At 72.2% G+C, this 17,390-nt stretch carries 16 protein-coding genes; 10 read left to right on the forward strand and 6 right to left on the reverse strand.

What is annotated here, in order from left to right:
- The first annotated feature begins 32 nt into the window (after positions 1 to 32).
- The 4 genes from ISP_RS42635 (at position 33) to ISP_RS42650 (ending at position 3,743) form a co-directional block, all read left to right on the forward strand.
- A complete protein-coding gene (locus ISP_RS42635) occupies positions 33 to 1,010 on the forward strand; it encodes an ATP-binding cassette domain-containing protein (protein ID WP_013229982.1) in 978 nt (325 codons plus the stop codon).
- Positions 1,000 to 1,764, forward strand: coding sequence for an ABC transporter permease (locus ISP_RS42640; protein WP_013229983.1), 765 nt, complete (start codon positions 1,000 to 1,002; stop codon positions 1,762 to 1,764). The genes ISP_RS42635 and ISP_RS42640 overlap by 11 nt, the downstream gene beginning before the upstream one ends.
- 79 nt (positions 1,765 to 1,843) lie before the next feature.
- A complete protein-coding gene (locus tag ISP_RS42645) occupies positions 1,844 to 2,458 on the forward strand; it encodes a glycoside hydrolase family 25 protein (RefSeq protein ID WP_013229984.1) in 615 nt (204 codons plus the stop codon).
- A gap of 19 nt (positions 2,459 to 2,477) precedes the next feature.
- The gene (locus ISP_RS42650; protein ID WP_013229985.1) at positions 2,478 to 3,743 is read left to right on the forward strand and encodes an aminodeoxychorismate synthase component I; all 1,266 of its coding nucleotides are present in this window, start codon (positions 2,478 to 2,480) and stop codon (positions 3,741 to 3,743) included.
- Here the strand turns inward: ISP_RS42650 and ISP_RS42655 are convergent.
- Positions 3,720 to 4,676, reverse strand: a complete 957-nt coding sequence (locus ISP_RS42655; protein ID WP_013229986.1) for a quinone oxidoreductase family protein — start codon at positions 4,674 to 4,676, stop codon at positions 3,720 to 3,722. The genes ISP_RS42650 and ISP_RS42655 overlap by 24 nt on opposite strands.
- Positions 4,677 to 4,718: 42 nt before the next feature.
- On the opposite strand from ISP_RS42655, the gene ISP_RS42660 reads away from it, so the two are divergent.
- On the forward strand, positions 4,719 to 5,258 hold the full coding sequence (locus ISP_RS42660) for a QsdR family transcriptional regulator (protein WP_013229987.1): 540 nt from the start codon (positions 4,719 to 4,721) through the stop codon (positions 5,256 to 5,258).
- Here ISP_RS42660 and rsmI read toward each other — a convergent pair.
- Positions 5,251 to 6,087 carry a 16S rRNA (cytidine(1402)-2'-O)-methyltransferase gene (gene rsmI, locus ISP_RS42665; protein ID WP_013229988.1) on the reverse strand — a complete coding sequence of 279 codons (837 nt, stop codon included), beginning with the start codon at positions 6,085 to 6,087 and terminating at the stop codon, positions 5,251 to 5,253. The two genes, ISP_RS42660 and rsmI, sit on opposite strands and share 8 nt — an antisense overlap.
- A 67-nt stretch (positions 6,088 to 6,154) precedes the next feature.
- Between rsmI and ISP_RS42670 the strand changes: the two genes are divergently transcribed.
- Positions 6,155 to 7,723 carry a dolichyl-phosphate-mannose--protein mannosyltransferase gene (locus ISP_RS42670; RefSeq protein ID WP_013229989.1) on the forward strand — a complete coding sequence of 523 codons (1,569 nt, stop codon included), beginning with the start codon at positions 6,155 to 6,157 and terminating at the stop codon, positions 7,721 to 7,723.
- 104 nt (positions 7,724 to 7,827) lie between these two features.
- Here ISP_RS42670 and ISP_RS42675 read toward each other — a convergent pair whose 3' ends face one another.
- Positions 7,828 to 8,541: an AraC family transcriptional regulator gene (locus ISP_RS42675; RefSeq protein ID WP_013229990.1), complete on the reverse strand. Its 714-nt coding sequence runs from the start codon at positions 8,539 to 8,541 to the stop codon at positions 7,828 to 7,830.
- Positions 8,542 to 8,617: 76 nt separating this feature from the next.
- Here ISP_RS42675 and ISP_RS42680 point away from each other — a divergent pair, with 76 nt between their 5' ends.
- Positions 8,618 to 9,187, forward strand: coding sequence for a class I SAM-dependent methyltransferase (locus ISP_RS42680; protein ID WP_013229991.1), 570 nt, complete (start codon positions 8,618 to 8,620; stop codon positions 9,185 to 9,187).
- On the opposite strand, the gene ISP_RS42685 is transcribed toward ISP_RS42680, so the two are convergent.
- Positions 9,184 to 10,953, reverse strand: a complete 1,770-nt coding sequence (locus tag ISP_RS42685; RefSeq protein WP_013229992.1) for a serine/threonine-protein kinase — start codon at positions 10,951 to 10,953, stop codon at positions 9,184 to 9,186. The two genes, ISP_RS42680 and ISP_RS42685, sit on opposite strands and share 4 nt — an antisense overlap.
- 185 nt (positions 10,954 to 11,138) lie before the next feature.
- On the opposite strand from ISP_RS42685, the gene ISP_RS42690 reads away from it, so the two are divergent.
- On the forward strand, positions 11,139 to 13,010 hold the full coding sequence (locus ISP_RS42690; protein ID WP_013229993.1) for a propionyl-CoA synthetase: 1,872 nt from the start codon (positions 11,139 to 11,141) through the stop codon (positions 13,008 to 13,010).
- A 66-nt stretch (positions 13,011 to 13,076) separates the two neighbouring features.
- A complete protein-coding gene (locus ISP_RS42695; protein ID WP_013229994.1) occupies positions 13,077 to 14,642 on the forward strand; it encodes a beta-N-acetylhexosaminidase in 1,566 nt (521 codons plus the stop codon).
- 43 nt (positions 14,643 to 14,685) lie between these two features.
- On the opposite strand, the gene ISP_RS42700 is transcribed toward ISP_RS42695, so the two are convergent.
- Both ISP_RS42700 and ISP_RS42705 read right to left on the reverse strand, forming a co-directional pair.
- Positions 14,686 to 15,288, reverse strand: a complete 603-nt coding sequence (locus tag ISP_RS42700; protein WP_013229995.1) for a TetR/AcrR family transcriptional regulator — start codon at positions 15,286 to 15,288, stop codon at positions 14,686 to 14,688.
- A complete protein-coding gene (locus tag ISP_RS42705) occupies positions 15,278 to 15,961 on the reverse strand; it encodes an MOSC domain-containing protein (RefSeq protein ID WP_013229996.1) in 684 nt (227 codons plus the stop codon). The genes ISP_RS42700 and ISP_RS42705 overlap by 11 nt, the downstream gene beginning before the upstream one ends.
- A 55-nt stretch (positions 15,962 to 16,016) precedes the next feature.
- On the opposite strand from ISP_RS42705, the gene ISP_RS42710 reads away from it, so the two are divergent.
- Positions 16,017 to 17,390 (forward strand): M20 family metallopeptidase, encoded by a 1,374-nt coding sequence (locus ISP_RS42710; RefSeq protein ID WP_013229997.1) that lies wholly within the window; start codon positions 16,017 to 16,019, stop codon positions 17,388 to 17,390.

Raw genomic sequence — 17,390 nt, forward strand, 5'->3', positions numbered from 1 at the left:
CAAGATTGACTACTTTTTCGAGAGGGGTTCTCATGATCACGGCACGCGGTCTCGAGCGGCGGTTCCGCCGCAAGGGCCGCACTGGGGGCGAAGTCCACGCGGTGAAGGGCGTCGACCTCGACGTCGAAGCGGGCGAGCTGGTCGGCTTCCTCGGCCCGAACGGCGCCGGGAAGACGACCACGCTGCGCATGCTGACCACGCTGCTCAAGCCGACCGCGGGCACCGCGACCGTCGGCGGCTGCGACCTCCTTTCCGACCCGCTGGGCGTGCGCAAGCGCATCGGGTACGTCGCCCAGGGCGGCGGCAGCGCACCGGAGAGCAAGGTCGCCGACGAGCTGGAGCTGCAGGGCAGGCTCTACCGGATGAGCAAGGCCGACGCGATCGCGCGCGGCGCCGAACTCGCCGAGCAGCTCGACCTGACCGGGCTGGACCAGCGGCTGACCAAGACGTTGTCGGGCGGGCAGCGGCGGCGGCTCGACATCGCGCTCGGGCTGATCCACTCGCCGGGCCTGGTGTTCCTCGACGAGCCGTCGACCGGCCTCGACCCGCAGAGCCGGGCCAACCTGTGGGACCACATCCGCCGGCTGCGCGCCGAACAAGGTGTCACGGTCTTCCTCACCACCCACTACCTCGACGAGGCGGACGCGCTGTCGGATCGGCTGATCGTGATCGACGACGGCCGGATCGTCGCCGAGGGGACGCCGGACGCGCTGAAGGCGCGGGTCAACGGCGACCGCGTCGAAGTGGGAGTCGAGCCCGAGCAGGCCGCGGACGCCGCGGAGATCGCCGGGCGGCTCACGGGCGCACAGGAGCTGGGCATCGACGGCGGCGAGGTCCGGTTCCGGGTCCCGCGCGGCGACGTCGCCCTGCCGGAGCTGCTGCGGGCGCTGGACGCCAAGGGCATCGCGATGCTGTCGGTCCAGGTCCACCGGCCCACGCTCGACGACGTTTTCCTGACCCTCACCGGGCGTTCGCTGCGGGAAGCGGAGGAGGCCGGCCGTGCTGCGTGACACCTGGCTGATCTTCCGCCGCGACATGAGGGCGGCGCTGCGCAACCCGACCTGGGTGCTGATCGGGATCATGCAGCCGCTGCTGTACCTGTTCCTGTTCGGGCCGCTGATGGTCCGGACCGTGCAGGACCAGGGCCGGTCCGAACTGGACGGCTGGATGCTGCTCACCCCGGCGCTCATCGCCCAGCTGGCGCTGTTCGGCAGCTCGTTCGTCGGGTTCGGGCTGCTGGCCGAATTCCGCTCCGGCGTCGTCGAGCGGTTCCGGGTGACCCCGGTCAGCCGGGTCGCGCTGCTGCTGGGCAAGGTGCTGGCCAACGCGCTGCAAACCGTCGTGCAGGCCGTGCTGATCATCGTGCTGGCCACGCTGGCGTTCCCGCTCGACGCACCCGTCGGCGGCGTGCTGCTGAGCCTGGTGATCGTGTTCCTGCTGGCGGTGTCGCTGGCGTCGTGCTCGTACGCGCTGGCGTTGACGCTGAAGAGCGAAGAGACGTTCCCCGCCCTGCTCAACGCGGTGCTCATCCCACTGTTGCTGCTCTCCGGGATCCTGCTGCCGATCACCGCCGGGCGGGCGCCGGACTGGCTCTACACGGTTTCCCGGATCAATCCGTTCCGGCACGTCGTCGACGTCGAGCGGAACAGCTTCGGCGGGGACCTCACGATGGACGCCCTGTTCACGGGCAGTGTCGTGGTGCTGGTGATGGCGGTGTTGTCCCTGTGGTGGGGAACACGGACCTTCCAGAAGGAAAACGCCTGATCAACCGCGGGGTGTTCACTGCGGGTCCGTCCTCGGCGACGTATGGTGTGCTCTCCACCGACGCGCCGGGGGCGGGACCGTGACAGAGCCGGAGAGTGAGCTCGGCATCTCGCTGTCGCACCGCGAGCAGGTGGCCGACTGGCAGGCCGTGCGCGGCGCCCAGACCCGGTTCGTGTCGGTGACGATCAGCGAGAACGTCAACTGGAGCAACCCGGCCGCGGAGCGCAACCTGGCCGGTGCGCAGGAAGCCGGGCTGCACGCGGGCGGACGGCACTACGCCCGGCCCGGCGCGGTCCACGACCAGGCGGACTTCTTCGTGCGGACGGCGAGCAGGCTCGGCGCGTTCGCCCCGGGCTCGCTCGCGCCGGCGCTGGAGGTGGCGGCGCCGAGCGTCGACGACCGGTTCGTCAAGGCGTGGATCAAGCACGTCCGGCACGCGGCGCGCATCGAGCGGGTGCTGGTCTACGCCGACTACGACTGCTGGCAGCACCGGCTGCACCCGGACCGCTGGGCCGACAGCGAGGTCGTGCTGTGGCTGGTCCGGCACAACGGCATCCCCGGGCGAGCGGGCTGGTTCCACTCGCGGCTCGGCGTGCACCAGCACGCGTACGCCCCGGACGTGCCCGGCATCGCCGCGCCGGTGGAGCAGAACGCCGTCGTGTACCCGTTCACATTGGGCGACCTGCTGCTCTGACGTGTGGTGGTATGTCGCCATGCGCGTGACGAGCAGGCCGCTCCGGACGAACGTGCCGCCGTCACGCGCTTTTTCCGCGCTGGCCGCGCATGCGGAGGCCCGCGGGCTGCCACCGCCGGCGATGCTGTCCGGTGAGTGGTTTTCTTCCCGGGCCGTGATCGCGCCATCACTGCACGTTTCGCCGGGCGCTTTTCCGGATCCCGGCGCGCAGGCCGACGCCGAGCCGGGCGTGGTCGGCGGCGGCTGGTTCGGGTACCTGGCCTACGACCTGGCGGATCCTTCGGGCCGCAGTGGCGCGCTGCCGGCGTCCGCGTGGGGCTGGGCCGACCACGTGCTGCGCTGGTCCGCCTCGGGCACCTGTTACCTGGAATCCCTGGACGGCGGCGGACCTTCGCTGTCCACAATGGAGTCACTGCTGGCCGCCGACGGGCCGGCCCGTTCGTGGACGGCGACGCCCCTGCGGCGTCCGCTGCCGTCGGAGCACCGGGACGCGGTGAAGGCGTGCGTGCACGCGATCGAGGACGGGGAGCTGTTCCAGGCCAACATCTGCGCGCGGTTCACCGGCACGTTCGCCGGCTCGCCGCCGGCGTTGTTCGCGGCCGGAGTGCGTTCGCTGGCACCCCGCCGCGCGGCCTTCCTGTCCGGCCCGTGGGGATCGGTGGTTTCGTTCTCGCCGGAGCTGTTCCTCGCGCGCCGCGGACGTTCGGTGCGGTCGACGCCGATCAAGGGAACCCTCCCCCGCCGCGGGCCGGAGGACGACGGGAACGCCGCGCTGCTGCGTCAGTCCGCGAAGGACGTCGCGGAGAACGTGATGATCACGGACCTGGTGCGCAACGACCTCGGCCGGGTGTGCGAGGTCGGGTCGGTGACGGTGCCTTCGCTGCTGGAAGTCCGCCCGGCGCCGGGGGTCTGGCACCTGGACTCGACGGTGACCGGGGTGCTGCGGCCCTCGGTGCCGGATGCGGACTTGCTTTCCGCCACCTTCCCGCCGGGGTCGGTGACGGGCGCGCCGAAGATCCGCGCGCTGGACCTGATCGCCTCGCTGGAGAGCTGCGGCCGCGGCGTCTACACGGGCGCGATCGGGCTGGTGTCACCGGTGGCGGGACTGGAGCTGAACGTCGCGATCCGGACGTTCGAGATCGCCGGGGATTCGATCGCGCTCGGGGTCGGCGGCGGCATCACCGCGGATTCGGACCCGGAGGCGGAGTGGCAGGAGTGCCTCCACAAGGCGGCACCCCTGGAACACCTCCTGGCGAACCCGCTACTTGCCGGGGTCGAGCAGTAGCTTGCCGACGGTCTTGCGGGAGCGCAGGGCCTCGTGCGCGCCCCGGGCGTCCGAGAGCGCGTACTCGCCGCCCGGGATCGCCTTGAGCCGGCCTTCCCGGACGAGGCCGAACAGGTCGGCCAAGGCGGTCCCGAAGATGTTGCCGGGCACCCGGAAGACGTGCGGCAGCCACATCCCGCTGATCGTGGTGCTGTGGCCGAGGATGTTGCGCAGCTCGACCGGCTTCGGGCTCTCGCGCCCGGCCATGCCGTAGAAAGCGAGGCGACCGAACGGCGCGAGCGCGGCGATGCTCTGGTCGGTCGTCGTGCCACCGACCATGTCGAGCACGACGTCGACGCGGCGGCCGTTGTTCGCCTCGATCAACGCGGCGGTCATGTCCTCGGCGCGGGAGTCGATGGCGACGTCCGCACCGAGCTCGAGGGCGAGCGCGCGTTTCTCGTCGCTGCTCGCGGTGGCGATGACCCGTCCGGCGCCCCAGGCCTTGGCGAGCTGCACGGCAACGGTCCCGACGCCGCCGGCCGCGGCGTGCACCACGACCGATTCGCCCTTTTCGAGGTGGGCGTTCTTGCGGAGCAGGATCCAGGCGGTCGTGCCCTGGACCAGCATGGACAGCGCGGTCAGGTCGTCGATGCCGTCGGGCACGGGGAAGGTCGTGGCCTGGGGAGCGACGGCCTTCTCGGCGTACCCGCCACCGCCGTTGAGCAGGGCGACGACCCGCTTGCCGTCGTGGGTGCCCACGACCTCACCGCCGGGAACGAGCGGCAGCTGGGACGGCGCGAGGTAGGAGTTCTCGGCCTGGTGGGTGTCGGCGTAGTTGACCCCGATGCTCTCGACGTCGATGAGCACCTCGCCGGGGCCGGCCACCGGGTCGGGCAGCTCGACGGGGGTGAGCACCTCGGGTCCGCCGAACTCGGTCACCTGCACTGCGCGCATGTCGCGTTCCCTCTCCGTCGTGGTTGTGAGACATTCTGGCATATGTCTCACTCGGACGCGTTCACCCTCGCCCGCGACTGGTTCCTCGCCGGCCGCCGGGTCGACATGGGCGAACTGGCCCAGGAGCTGTCGATCAGCCGGGCGACCCTGCACCGCCGGGTGGGGTCCCGCGATCTTTTGCTGGGCGAAATCCTGTGGTCGCTTTCGTCCGCGTCGATCGCTCGGTTGTGGCCTTCGTGCGCCGGGCGTGGGGCGGCGGGGATCGCGGACTTCGTCAGCGGGTACGTCCGCATCGCGAACGACGCACCCCCGTTCAGGGACTTCCTGCGCCGCGAGCCGGAGCGCGCGTTGCGCCTGCTGACCACCCGCGCAAGCGTTTGCCAGCAGCGGACGACGGAGAAGCTGGAGGCGCTGCTGGCCGGCGAGGTCGCGGCCGGGCGGCTGGTGCCGCCGCTGCCGGTGCCGGACCTGGCCTACCTGCTGGTCCGGATCGGCGAGTCGTTCGTGTACACGGACGTGATCACCGGAGACGCCCCGGACGCGGCGAAGGCCCACGCCGCGGTGACGGCGCTGCTCACTTGACCCGGGCCGCCAGCACGGCGTCGTAAAGCTCCTTTTTGGACACTCCGGTCGCCTCGGCGACCTCCGCCGCCGCGGACTTCAGGCGCTCGCCGGCGGCCACCCGGGCCGCGACCTCGTCCACCAGGTCCGCCACCGAAACCGCCCGCGGCTCGGCGCCCGAGAGCACCACCGTGATCTCGCCGCGGACGCCCTCCTCGGCCCACGAAGCCAGCTCCGCGAGCGTCCCCCGCTTCACCTCTTCGTACGTCTTCGTCAGCTCGCGGCACACCGCGGCGGGGCGGTCCGGGCCCAGCACCGCGGCCGCATCGGACAACAGGGAGGCCAGCCGGTGCGGGGACTCGAAGAACACCGCGGTCCGGGGCTCGGCGCGCAACGCCGTCAGCCACTTCGTCCGCTCGCCCGGCTTGCGCGGGGCGAACCCCTCGAAGCAGAACCGGTCGCACGGCAACCCGGACAGCGCGAGCGCCGTCGTCACCGCCGACGGGCCCGGCAGGCACGTCACCGGCAGGTCTTCCGCCACGCAGGCCGCCACCAGCCGGAAGCCCGGATCGGACACGCTCGGCATGCCGGCGTCCGTCACCAGGACCACCGTCTCGCCCGCGTGCAGCGCTTCCAGCAGCTTGGGCAGGCGCGCCGTCTCCACGTCCTCGTAGAAGCTGACCACCCGGCCGCGCGGGGTCACCTCCAGCGCCGAAGCCAGCGATCGCAGCCGCCGGGTGTCCTCGGCCGCGATCACGTCGGCGTCCGCCAGGGCCGAAACCAGGCGCGGTGAAGCGTCGCGGACGTCGCCGAGCGGGGTGGCGGCGAGGATGAGGCGGCCCGAAGTCACCCGGCCAGCCTAGGCTGATCAGCGGATCCGGACGACGGACGCCCCGCCCCGCCCGTAGGATCGCCCCGTGACCGCCGTGCTGACCCGTCCCGACGACGAAAGCGTCCGGCCGGACCCGGTCGAGGCGCTCCGGCCGCCCACCGACCGCGAGCTGACCCTGCTCGGCCGAGGCATGCCGGCCGACCGGCTGCGCGGCTGGGTCGTCACCCTCGTGCTGACCGTGATCGGTGGCATCGTCCGGCTGCAGAACCTCGGCGTGCCGACCGACAAGGGCAGCCCCGTCTTCGACGAGAAGCACTACGTGCCGCAGGCGTGGCAGGTGCTGCGCAACGGCGGTTACGAGGACAACTACGGCTACGAGCTGGTCGTCCACCCGCCGCTGGCGAAGCAGCTGATCGCGATCGGCGAATGGCTGTTCGGCTACAACGGCTGGGGCTGGCGCATCATGCCCGCGCTGGCCGGCACGCTGATGGTGCTGCTGGTCGTCCGCGTCGCCCGCCGCCTGACGCGCTCGACGCTGCTCGGCGCCATCGCCGGCATCCTGGTGATCAGCGACGGCGTCCTGCACCTGCAGTCGCGCATGGGCATGCTCGACATCTTCATCGCGCTGTTCGTGCTCGCCGCGTTCGCCTGCCTGCTCGTCGACCGCGACCAGGTGCGCGGGCGGCTCGCCACGGCGGTCCGCGAAGGCTGGGTCAACGAATCCGTCTGGGGCCCCAAGCTCGGGTTCCGCTGGTGGCGGTTCGCGACCGGCCTGATGATCGGGCTCACCTTCGGCGTCAAGTGGTCGGCGCTGTACTACATCGTCGCGTTCGGGCTGCTCTGCGTCGGTTTCGACGTCGCGGCCCGGCGCGCGGCCGGCGTCGAACGGCCCTGGCTGGGCACGATCCGCCGGGACGTGCTGCCCGCGCTGTGGGCGATCCTGCTCATCCCGTTCCTGATGTACTTCGCCGCGTACTGGGCGTGGTTCGCCAGCGAGACCGCCACCGACCGGCACTACACCGAGATCAAGGACATCGCGCCGGGCGTCTGGGGGTGGGTGCCGCCGGCGCTGCGCTCGCTCGGCGACTACACGGGCAACGTCCTGCACTTCCACGAAACGCTGGTCACGCCCAAGGACAACCCGCACCCGTGGGAGTCGAAGCCGTGGACGTGGCCGATGGGGCTGCGCCCGATGCTCTACAGCTACAACGGCGAAGTCACCGGCTGCGGCGAGGCCCGCTGCATCAGCGCGACGATGCTGATCGGCACGCCGGCGATGTGGTGGCTGGCGATCCCGATGCTCGGCTGGGCGGCGTGGCGCTCGATCTTCCGCGCGGACTGGCGCTACGCGGCCGTGCTGGTCGGCTACCTCGGCGGGTACGTCTTCTGGTTCACCAACATCGACCGCCAGATGTACTTCTTCTACGCGACACCGCTGGCGGCGTTCCTGGTGCTGGGGCTGACGTTGTGCCTGGGCCAGATCCTCGGCAGCGCCCGGCGCGGCTTCGAGAGACGCGGCACGGGCCTGCTGGTGGTGTCGCTGTACGTCGGCCTGGTGGTGGCGAATTTCGCCTGGCTGTGGCCGATCCTGAACGGCATCGCGATCACGAACGGCCAGTGGGAGGCCGAGCGCTGGCTGCCGTCCTGGCGGTAGTGACCAATCCGGCCAAAAGCAGGCCGACCCCCGCGCGGCACGTAACCGTCGCTAGGAAGTCATTCGGCCGTGACTGCGGTCGGACTGGTAACCGATCGGCACCGTCAGTCCGCGAAGTAGGCGCCCGGCGTGACCCCGATCGCCCGCCGGAAGGCGGCGACGAACGCGCTCGCCGAGCTGTACCCGACGCGGTGCGCCACCGTCTCCAGCGGGGTGGCCTGGGCCAGCAGCGGCAGCGCCGCCCGCAGCCGCGCCTGGGTGCGCCACGTCCCGAACGGCATCCGGCACTCGCGGACGAAGATCCGCGCCAGCGTCCGTTCCGCGGCCCCGACGTCGCGGCCGAACTCGGCGAGGGTCCGCGGGTCGGCCGGGTTCGCGAGCACGGCCGCCGCCACGTCGAGCGCACGCGGGTCCGCCGGTGACGGCACCACGATCGGCACCACGTCCAGGGGCTCCAGCAGGTCGAAGGCCACGGCTTCGGCCCGCAGCCGGGCCGCGGGGGCGACGCCGTCGCCGGTCAGGTACTCCAGCAGCTCCCGCAGCAGCGGCCGGACGACGACCAGCCGCGGCCGCGGCCACGCCACCGGCGACCGCGCCGGGTCGGCGTAGATGCCGCGCAGCGCCGCCCGCCCGAGCGCGCCGGTGCGGTGCCGGACGCCGGCGGGCATCCAGAGGGCCCGCGTCGGCGGCAGCACCCAGCCGGCGTCGCCCGCCTTGACCGCGACGACGCCGCGGGCCGACCAGACCAGCTGGTGCGCCGGGTGCTCGTGCCACGGGAACCAGGTGCCGGCGGGCAGGTCGACCGTGCCGAGCAGCATGGCTTGTCCGGTTCGCGACATCGGTTGGCAGCCTATCGGCTACCGGTCACCGGCGCGCCTCCCTAACGTCGGTGCCATGCCGATGAACCTCATCCACCGCAGGATCTGCAGCTCGGAGAAGTGGGCCGCGACGGTCGAAGAGCGACTGACGCCCTGGCTGGAGAAACGCGACCTCGGCGACGACGTCCTCGAGATCGGCCCCGGCTTCGGCGCCACCACGGCCGTGCTGCTCAAGGCGGTCCCGAAGCTGACCGTCCTGGAGATCGACCACGCGTCGAGCGAGCTGCTGCGGGCGAAGTACGGCGACCGCGCGGCGGTCGTCGAGGGCAGCGGCGCGCAAATGCCGTTCGAGGCGAACAGGTTCTCGGCCGTCGTGTGCTTCACGATGCTGCACCACGTCCCGACGAAGGAGCTTCAGGACGCGATCTTCGCCGAGGCCGCGCGGGTCCTGCGCCCGGGCGGCACGTACTGCGGCAGCGACGGCCAGCTCAACCTCAGGTTCCGCCTGCTGCACATCGGCGACACGATGAACGTCGTCGACCCGGCGACGTTCCCCGCGCGACTCGGGAAGGCCGGGTTCGCGCAGGTCGACGTCCAGGTGGAACCGAAGCAGCTGGTGATCTTCTCGGCCGCGAAACCCGGCTAGCGGCGGGGCAGCCCGGTCCCCGGCTGCCGCGGCACCACCCGCGTCACCGGGCCGTCCGCGGACTTGCCCGCCCGCGACAGCCAGCCCTCGACCTCGCGCCGCACCGCGTTCAGCGTCGGGCGGCGGCGCGGCTCCGGGTCCAGCGACGCCGCCAGCAGCCGCGCGTGCGCGCTCCGCTGGGGCAGCCGCGACACCGGCTCGGCCCGGGCCGCCGCCATCAGGGCCGCCATCGGTGTCTCCCGCGTTCCGCGCGGCGGCTGGCCCGACAGCGCGTAGCTGATCGTCGCCGCCAGCTGCCACGCGTCGGACGCCGGGGACGCCGTCGCCCCCATGGCCTGCTCCGGGGCGACGAAGTCGGGCGTGCCGATCATCATCCCGGTGGCCGTCATCTTGGAATCGCCCTGGCTGCGGGCGATGCCGAAGTCGATCAGGTGGGCCAGGCCGCTGCGGTCGAGGACGATGTTCGACGGCTTGATGTCGCGGTGCAGGACGCCCTTCTCGTGCGCGGCCGCCAGTGCCCCCGCCATCGTCGCCCACAGGCGGCCGGCCGCGACGTCGTCGAGCGGGCCCTGGCCGTCGACCAGCTCGGCCAGCGGACGGCCTTCGAGGTACTCCATCACCAGCGCGAGGCCGTCCGGCTCCTCGGCCAGGTCGTACACCTTGACGCAGTTCGGGTGGCTGACCACGGCCAGCGCGCGGGCCTCGCGCTGCATGCGCTCGGCCGTGTCGCGGTCCGGCGCGTGCGCGATCTTCAGCGCGACCGTGCGGTTCAGCTGGGTGTCGACGGCCTGCCAGACCGTGCCGAACCCACCCGCGCCGAGCTGCTTGACGCGGCGGTAGCGGCTGCCGCCGGCGCTGCGGGAGCCGGGCGGCGGCGGGATCGGGCCGGGGGCCGCGGCCAGCGCGCCGAGCGGCGGGGACGGCGGCTCCATCGCGGACGCCAGCGCCGTCTTCGGGTACGGCCGGTTGACCGGCAGCGGCGGCGGAGGCGGCGGGGTGGGCCGCGGCTGGACCTGCGACGGCGGCGGCCCCTGCGGCTCCGGCTCGCGGCGCGGCGGCGTGTCCGGCCGGTCCGACCGGTTGATCACCGACCACGGCGGCGGGCCGACCATCGCGACCGGGATCAGGCCCAGCACGCTGAACGGCAGGAAGCCCAGCAAGAAGTGCAGCGCGGTGTTCGCCTCCATGCCGACGCTGAACACGAGCATCGCGGCGAACGGGATCCAGAAGAACCGCGACGGCCACTTCGGCCCGCGGCGGAAGGCCGTGCGGCCCTGCAGCATGACGAAGAACAGCGAACCGGCGCCCAGCACGGCGAAGGCCAGCAGGTAGACGAAGAACGGGAGGTCACTGCCGTTCTTCGAGAACAGCACGTCGTAGACGGTCTGGCCGCCGCCGAGGTACTTCGTCTGGTTGCCCACCCAGCAGCCGCCGTCGCGGCCGAGCGAGGCCAGTTCCGCCCGGCTCAGGCCGGTCTTGTCGCCGCCGAACGCCGCCCGGTAGACCCCCGACACGCCGTTCGACAGCAGCCACGGCAGCACCAGCGCGCTGACCAGGCCGATCCCTCCGAAGACACCCAGCGTCGTCGCGTCGTAGCGGTTGCCGGTGCCCTTCCGGATGATCGACACGGCGACCGCGCCGATCGGCGGCAGCAGCGCGACGAGCGCGCCGGCCGCACTCGTGGCCCAGACCCATTCGCCGGGGCAGAAACCCGGGCCGAACAAGGAATGGGCTAGCGAGAGCAACGCGCTCGCGAGTCCGTTCACCGCCGGGCTCCCCTCACTGTCCGTGTTCACTTCGTGGCCGTCACGCGGCGTTTCCCCGCGGTCCAGCTTAGGACGCTCCCGGGCTCCGTGAGGTTGCCGGGTCTTTCGGCGGCGGAATCCGGCGCGGCCGCCGCTCCCGCGCCATGATGGGGATCGGCGGAACGTCCGACCCGAAGGAGCGGAGCATGGGCGCGTACTCCGAAGCCTACCGGCGCAGCCTGGCCGAGCCGGACGCGTTCTGGCTGGCCGCGGCGGAGTCGATCAGCTGGACCAGGCCGCCGGAGCGGGCGCTGGACGCCTCGAACCCGCCCTTTTTCCGGTGGTTCCCGGACGCCGAGCTGAACACCTCGTACAACGCGCTGGACCGGCACGTCGAGGCCGGCCGCGGCAGCCAGGCCGCGCTGATCTGGGACTCTCCCGTGACCGGACGGAAACGCACTTACTCGTACGAGGAGCTGCGGGACACGGTCGCGCGCTTCGCCGGCGCGCTCAGCTCGCTGGGGGTCACGAAGGGTGACCGGGTGATCGTGTACCTGCCGATGGTGCCGGAGGCCGCGATCGCGATGCTGGCCTGCGCGCGGATCGGCGCCGTGCACTCGGTGGTCTTCGGCGGGTTCGCGCCGAAGGAGCTGGCCGCGCGGATCGAGGACGCGAAACCGAAGGTCGTCCTGGCGGCGTCCTGCGGCATCGAGCCGACGCGGGTGGTCGAGTACCAGCCGATCATCGAAGCCGCGCTGGGGATGACCGAGCACCAGCCCGACCACGTCGTCGTGCTGCAGCGCGAGCAGGCGCCTGCCGTGCTGACCGGGCGCGACCTCGACTGGCGCGAACTGGCGGTGAGCGCCGACCCGGCCGACCCGGTGCCGGTGGCGGCGACCGATCCGCTGTACATCCTCTACACGTCCGGGACGACCGGGAAGCCGAAGGGCGTCGTGCGCGACACCGGCGGCCACGCGGTCGCGCTCGCCTACTCGATGGAAGCCGTCTACGACGTCCACGCCGGTGACGTCTGGTGGACGGCGTCCGACGTCGGCTGGGTCGTCGGGCACTCCTACATCGTGTACGCGCCGCTGCTCGTCGGAGCGACGACGGTGATGTACGAGGGCAAGCCCGTCGGCACGCCCGACGCGGGCGCGTTCTGGCGGGTCATCGCCGAGCACGGCGTCCAGGCGCTGTTCACCGCGCCGACTGCGCTGCGGGCCGTCAAGAAGGTCGACCCGGACGCCCGTGAGCTGGAGAAGCACGAGCTGAAGCAGTTCCGGACGCTGTTCATGGCCGGCGAGCGGCTCGACCCGGAGACCTACCACTGGGCGCACGAGAAGCTCGGGGTGCCGGTCGTCGACCACTGGTGGCAGACCGAGACCGGCTGGCCGATCGCCGCCAACCCGCGCGGCCTGGAGCCGATGGAGGTCAAGGCGGGGTCGGCGACCAAGCCCGTCCCCGGCTGGGACGTCCGGATCCTCGACCAGGCGGGCGAAGAGCTGCCGGCCGGGCGCGAAGGCGCCATCACGGTCAAGCTGCCGCTGCCGCCCGGCTCGCTGCCGACGCTGTGGGGCGACGACGAGCGATACCGCGAGGCCTACCTCTCGCGCTACGAAGGCCATTACCTGACCGGCGACTCCGGCTACTTCGACGAAGACGGCTACCTGTTCGTCATGGGCCGGACCGACGACGTCATCAACGTCGCCGGGCACCGGCTGTCCACCGGGTCGATGGAGGCCGTGCTGGCTTCGCACCCGGCGGTCGCCGAGTGCGCGGTGATCGGCGTGGCCGACCAGCTCAAGGGCCAGCTGCCGCGCGGGCTCGTGGTGCTCAAGGCGGGGGTGGACGTCCCGGCGGAGCAGCTGCGGGACGAACTCGTGGCGCTGGTCCGGCGGGACATCGGCCCGGTCGCCGCGTTCCGCGATGTGTCCATTGTGGACGCCCTGCCGAAGACCCGGTCGGGGAAGATCCTGCGCAAGACGATGCGGGCGATCGCCGACGGCCGCGACGAGGCGGTGCCCTCGACGATCGAGGACCCGAGCGTCCTGGACGCGATCCGGAAAGCCCTTCGTTAAGAACTGTTCCAAATGCTCCGGCTGGTCTGTACCTTTGCAGGGAGTCCCCGGACCGGAGGTGCTTCGATGCGCTTGTCCAGAGCCGTCCTGACCGCGGCCGTCGTGAGTCTCACGGCCGCCGGCCTGCCCGCTTCCGCGGTGGCCGCCGCGGCCGCTCCCGAACGGAGCGTGACCGACGTCGTCCCGGCGCCCGTCTCCGCGAAGGCCGATCCTCGCGGTGAATTCCGGCTCACGCCGTCCACCGTGATCACCGCCGACCACGGCGCCGGCCAGGTCGCGGACTACCTGCGCGGCCTGCTGCGCCCGGCTACCGGCTTCCCGCTGCCGGTCGTGCCGAACGCCGCCGGCCTGCCCGCGCTCTCGCTGAAGCTGGGCCACGACGCGCGGATCGGCACCGAGGGTTACGAGCTGAAGGTCGCACGCGACGGCGTCACGGTGAAAGCCAACACCGCCGACGGGCTCTTCGAAGGCGTCCAGTCGCTGCGGCAGCTGCTGCCGTCGGCGATCGACGCGAAGCGCGTGCAGCACCGGACGTGGACCGTCGCCGGCGGCACGATCCTCGACTACCCGCGCTTCGCCGAGCGCGGCGCGATGCTCGACGTCGCCCGGCACTTCTTCCGGCCCGACCAGGTGAAGCTGTACCTCGACCAGATCGCCCAGTACAAGGTCAACACGCTGCACCTGCACCTGGCCGACGACCAGGGCTGGCGGATCGAGATCAAGAGCTGGCCGAAGCTGGCCACGGTCGGCGGCAAGACCGCGGTCGACGGCGACCCGGGTGGCTACTACACGCAGGCGCAATACCAGGACATCGTCGCGTACGCGGCTTCGCGGCACATCACGGTGATCCCGGAGATCGACATGCCGGGCCACACCAACGCGGCGCAGTCGACGTACGCCGAGCTGAACTGCGACGGGAAGGCCGTGCCGGTGCGCACGGACACCGAGGTCGGCTACAGCTCGCTGTGCATCTCCTCGCCGATCACCTACAAGTTCGTCGAGGACGTCGTGCGCGAGCTGGCGGCCCTCACGCCCGGCCCGTACCTGCACATCGGCGGCGACGAGGCGCACTCGACACCGCCCGCGGACTACCTGACCTTCGAGCGGAAGGTGCAGCCGATCGTCGCCAAGTACGGCAAGAAGGTCACCGGCTGGCACGAGATCGCCAAGTCGGTCCCGCCGGTGTCGGCGGTGCCGCAGTACTGGGACTTCGGCGGCGACAACCCGGACGTCGCGGCGGCCGCGGCGCGCGGCAACAAGATCCTGATGTCGCCGGCGAACTACGCCTACCTCGACATGAAGTACAACGCGCAGACGCCGCTCGGCCAGGACTGGGCCGCGCTGATCGAGGTGAAGGACGGGTACAACTGGGATCCGGCGTCGCTGGTGAACGGCGTCGGCGAGAGCCAGGTCGCGGGCGTCGAAGCGCCGCTGTGGACCGAGACGATCCGGACCAGCGACGACATCGAGTACATGGCGTTCCCGCGGCTCCCGGGCATCGCGGAGATCGGCTGGTCCCCGAAGTCGACGCACAACTGGAACGCCTACCGCGCGCGGCTGGCGAAGCAGGCCCCGCGCTGGGTGGCGCAGGGCATCGACTTCTACCGCTCCCCGCAGGTCGACTGGAAGTGAGAGCCGGTGAAGGCCACCTCCGCGGAGGTGGCCTTCACCGTGGTCAACGCGCCGAAGCGGCCAGCCTCGCCCGGATCGCCCGCCTGGCCAGGTCGTACGGTTTCGCGTCGCCGCCGAGGACGGCGTCCGCGTTGGCCGCGCGGCCCAGCGCGTGGAGTTCGAACGCCAGCACCTCGGCGTCGGTGTCGACGTGCCCGAGCGCGACCGCCTCGGCCGCGGATTCCCGCAGGAAGGCGGCGAACGAGCCGCTCGCCGCCGCCACGGCGTCGTGCACCCGGCCCGGGCGCGCGTCGAACTCCGCGCCGACGTTGCAGAAGAAGCACCCGCCCGGGAAGACCCGCCGTTCCGAGTAGTCCAGCCACCTTTCGCACACCGCGCGCAGCCGGGGCAGGCCGGGCGCCTCCGCCCGCGCCGGCGTCACGACGTGCGAGCGGAAGATCGCCAGCGCGGCGTCGATCGTCGCGAGCTGCAGCTCCTCCTTGGAGCCGAACAGCGCGAACACCCCGCTCTTGCTCAGCTCCAGCTCGGTGGCCAGCCGGCCGAGGGACAGCCCGGCGAGGCCGTCGACCGAAGCGACGTCCACGGCCCGGCGCAGCACCAGGCGCCGGGTCGCGTCGCCGCGCGCGATCCGGCCGTCACCCGGCACGCCGCGCCCGCCAGCGGTCCACAGTGGACTGGACGCCGTCGCGGTAGGACACCGAAAGCGCGGGGGTGGCCAGCACGCGGTCGGCGAGGTCCAGCGCCGCCTCGGCCTTGTCCTCCGGCAGCTGCCCGTAGTTGGCGAAGGAAACCAGGTACACCTCGGTGATCGTCGGGCCGTCCGCCCGCTCGACCGGCTCGATCGGCCCGGACGTCGGCACCGTGCCGGGCCGCAGCACGCGCAGGTACCAGCCGCAGCGCCCGCTGTCGATCATCAGCGGCGTGACGTCCTTGCGGCCGGTCTTCATGGCCAGCTTGAAGCACGGCTGCCGCGGCTGGGACACCTGGACCAGCGCGTCACCCCAGGCCCAGACGTCCCCGATCCGGACGTCGTCCTCGGTGACGCCGGTCAGCGAGACGTTCTCGCCGAAGCCGCCCGGCTCGGCCTCGAAGCCCTCGGCCGCCCAGGCCGGGTAGTGCTCGGCCGGGTAGACGTACACCGCTTTGTCGACCCCGCCGTGCACGGTCAGGTCGGCTTGCCGGTCACCGTCGAGGTTCAGCTCGGTCAGGTGCAGCTCGGGCGCCGCGACCCGCGCCTTCGTGATCGCGCTCAGTACCGGCCGGTCCCGCCGGTACCCCAGCACGCCCAGCTCCCCGACAAACACCCCGTCGACGTTCATGGGCCCGAAGGTAGCACGATCGTTCGTGCAGTTCGGCGCCTTTAGGCTGGCGGTCATGAATCTGCCCGGCAAGGCCCGCGCCCACGTCGACTCCGGCGCCCTCTTCGCCGAACTGGCCGGGCTGGTCACCTACCGCACGGTCAGCGACGCCCCGGAAGGCCGCGCCGCGATCCGGGCTTACCTGGACGAGATCCTGACGCCGGCGCTGACCGCACTCGGCTGCGACGTCACGCAGCACGCGAACCCCGACCCGGCGGGCGGGCCGTTCCTCGTCGGCGTCCGCACCGAGTCGGCCGAGCTGCCGACACTGCTCTGCTACGGCCACGCCGACGTCGTCGGGGAAGCCGGCCGGTGGGGCGGTGGCCGGGACCCGTGGACGCTGACCGCGGAGGGCGATCGCTGGTACGGCCGCGGGACCGCAGACAACAAGGGCCAGCACCTGATCAACCTGACCGCGTTGCGGCTGGTGCTGGCCGAGCGCGGACGGCTGGGCTTCAACCTCAAGTTCCTGTTCGAGACCGGCGAGGAGATCGGGTCACCGGGGCTCGCGGAGTTCGCCGCGCAGGAGCGGACGCTGCTGCGCGCGGACGTCCTGATCGCCTCCGACGGCCCGCGCCTCGACGCGGCGACGCCGACGTTGTTCCTCGGCGCGCGCGGCAGCGTCCGGATCGACCTGGACGCCGACCTCCGTCCGGGCGGCCACCACTCCGGCAACTGGGGCGGCATCCTGCGCAACCCGGCCACGACGCTGGCCGGCGCGATCGCGAGCCTGGTCGACGGCCACGGCCGCATCCAGGTCCCGGAACTGCTGCCGCCGGAGCTGCCGTCGTCCGTGCGCGCGGCGCTGGCGGACGTCGTCGTCGGGACCACACCGGGCGACCCGGACCTCGACGAGACCTGGGGCGACCCGCGGCTGACGCCCGCCGAGCGGCTCTACGGCTGGAACACCCTGGAGGTCCTCTCCCTCGGCGCGGGGGACGTCGACCGCCCGGTCAACGCGATCCCCGGCCGCGCGCGGGCGGTGCTGCAGCTGCGGTACGTGGCGGGCACGGACGTCGACGACGTCGCACCCGCGATCCGCCGGCACCTTGACGCACAAGGGTTTCCGATGGTTTCGGTGCGCACCGAAGCCGGCTTCCGTGCCAGCCGCACGCCGGTCGGCGACCCGTGGGTCAGCTGGGCGCGGGCGGTGCTGACCGAGGTCGCGGACCGCCCGGTGGCGTTGCTGCCGAACTTCGGCGGCGGCCTGCCGAACCACGTGTTCACCGACGTCCTCGGGCTGGCGACGCTGTGGCTGCCGCACTCGTACCCGGGTTGCCACCAGCACGCGCCGGACGAGCACCTGCTCGCCCCGGTCGCCCGGGAAGGGCTGGTGCTCGCCACGGCGCTGTTCGACGCACTCGGCTCGACGCCACCATCAGCTCGCTGA

Source organism: Amycolatopsis mediterranei (genome assembly GCF_026017845.1).
Classification (GTDB): Bacteria; Actinomycetota; Actinomycetes; order Mycobacteriales; family Pseudonocardiaceae; genus Amycolatopsis; species Amycolatopsis mediterranei.

What these genes read in the sequence shown, in the direction of transcription:
- ISP_RS42635 (WP_013229982.1), top strand. Translation starts at nt 33, where the DNA reads ATGATCACGGCACGCGGTCTCGAGCGGCGGTTCCGCCGCAAGGGCCGC.
- ISP_RS42650 (WP_013229985.1), top strand. Translation starts at nt 2,478, where the DNA reads ATGCGCGTGACGAGCAGGCCGCTCCGGACGAACGTGCCGCCGTCACGC.
- ISP_RS42655 (WP_013229986.1), bottom strand. Translation starts at nt 4,676, where the DNA reads ATGCGCGCAGTGCAGGTGACCGAGTTCGGCGGACCCGAGGTGCTCACC.
- ISP_RS42660 (WP_013229987.1), top strand. Translation starts at nt 4,719, where the DNA reads ATGTCTCACTCGGACGCGTTCACCCTCGCCCGCGACTGGTTCCTCGCC.
- ISP_RS42675 (WP_013229990.1), bottom strand. Translation starts at nt 8,541, where the DNA reads ATGCTGCTCGGCACGGTCGACCTGCCCGCCGGCACCTGGTTCCCGTGG.
- ISP_RS42680 (WP_013229991.1), top strand. Translation starts at nt 8,618, where the DNA reads ATGCCGATGAACCTCATCCACCGCAGGATCTGCAGCTCGGAGAAGTGG.
- ISP_RS42690 (WP_013229993.1), top strand. Translation starts at nt 11,139, where the DNA reads ATGGGCGCGTACTCCGAAGCCTACCGGCGCAGCCTGGCCGAGCCGGAC.
- ISP_RS42695 (WP_013229994.1), top strand. Translation starts at nt 13,077, where the DNA reads ATGCGCTTGTCCAGAGCCGTCCTGACCGCGGCCGTCGTGAGTCTCACG.
- ISP_RS42705 (WP_013229996.1), bottom strand. Translation starts at nt 15,961, where the DNA reads ATGAACGTCGACGGGGTGTTTGTCGGGGAGCTGGGCGTGCTGGGGTAC.
- ISP_RS42710 (WP_013229997.1), top strand. Translation starts at nt 16,017, where the DNA reads ATGAATCTGCCCGGCAAGGCCCGCGCCCACGTCGACTCCGGCGCCCTC.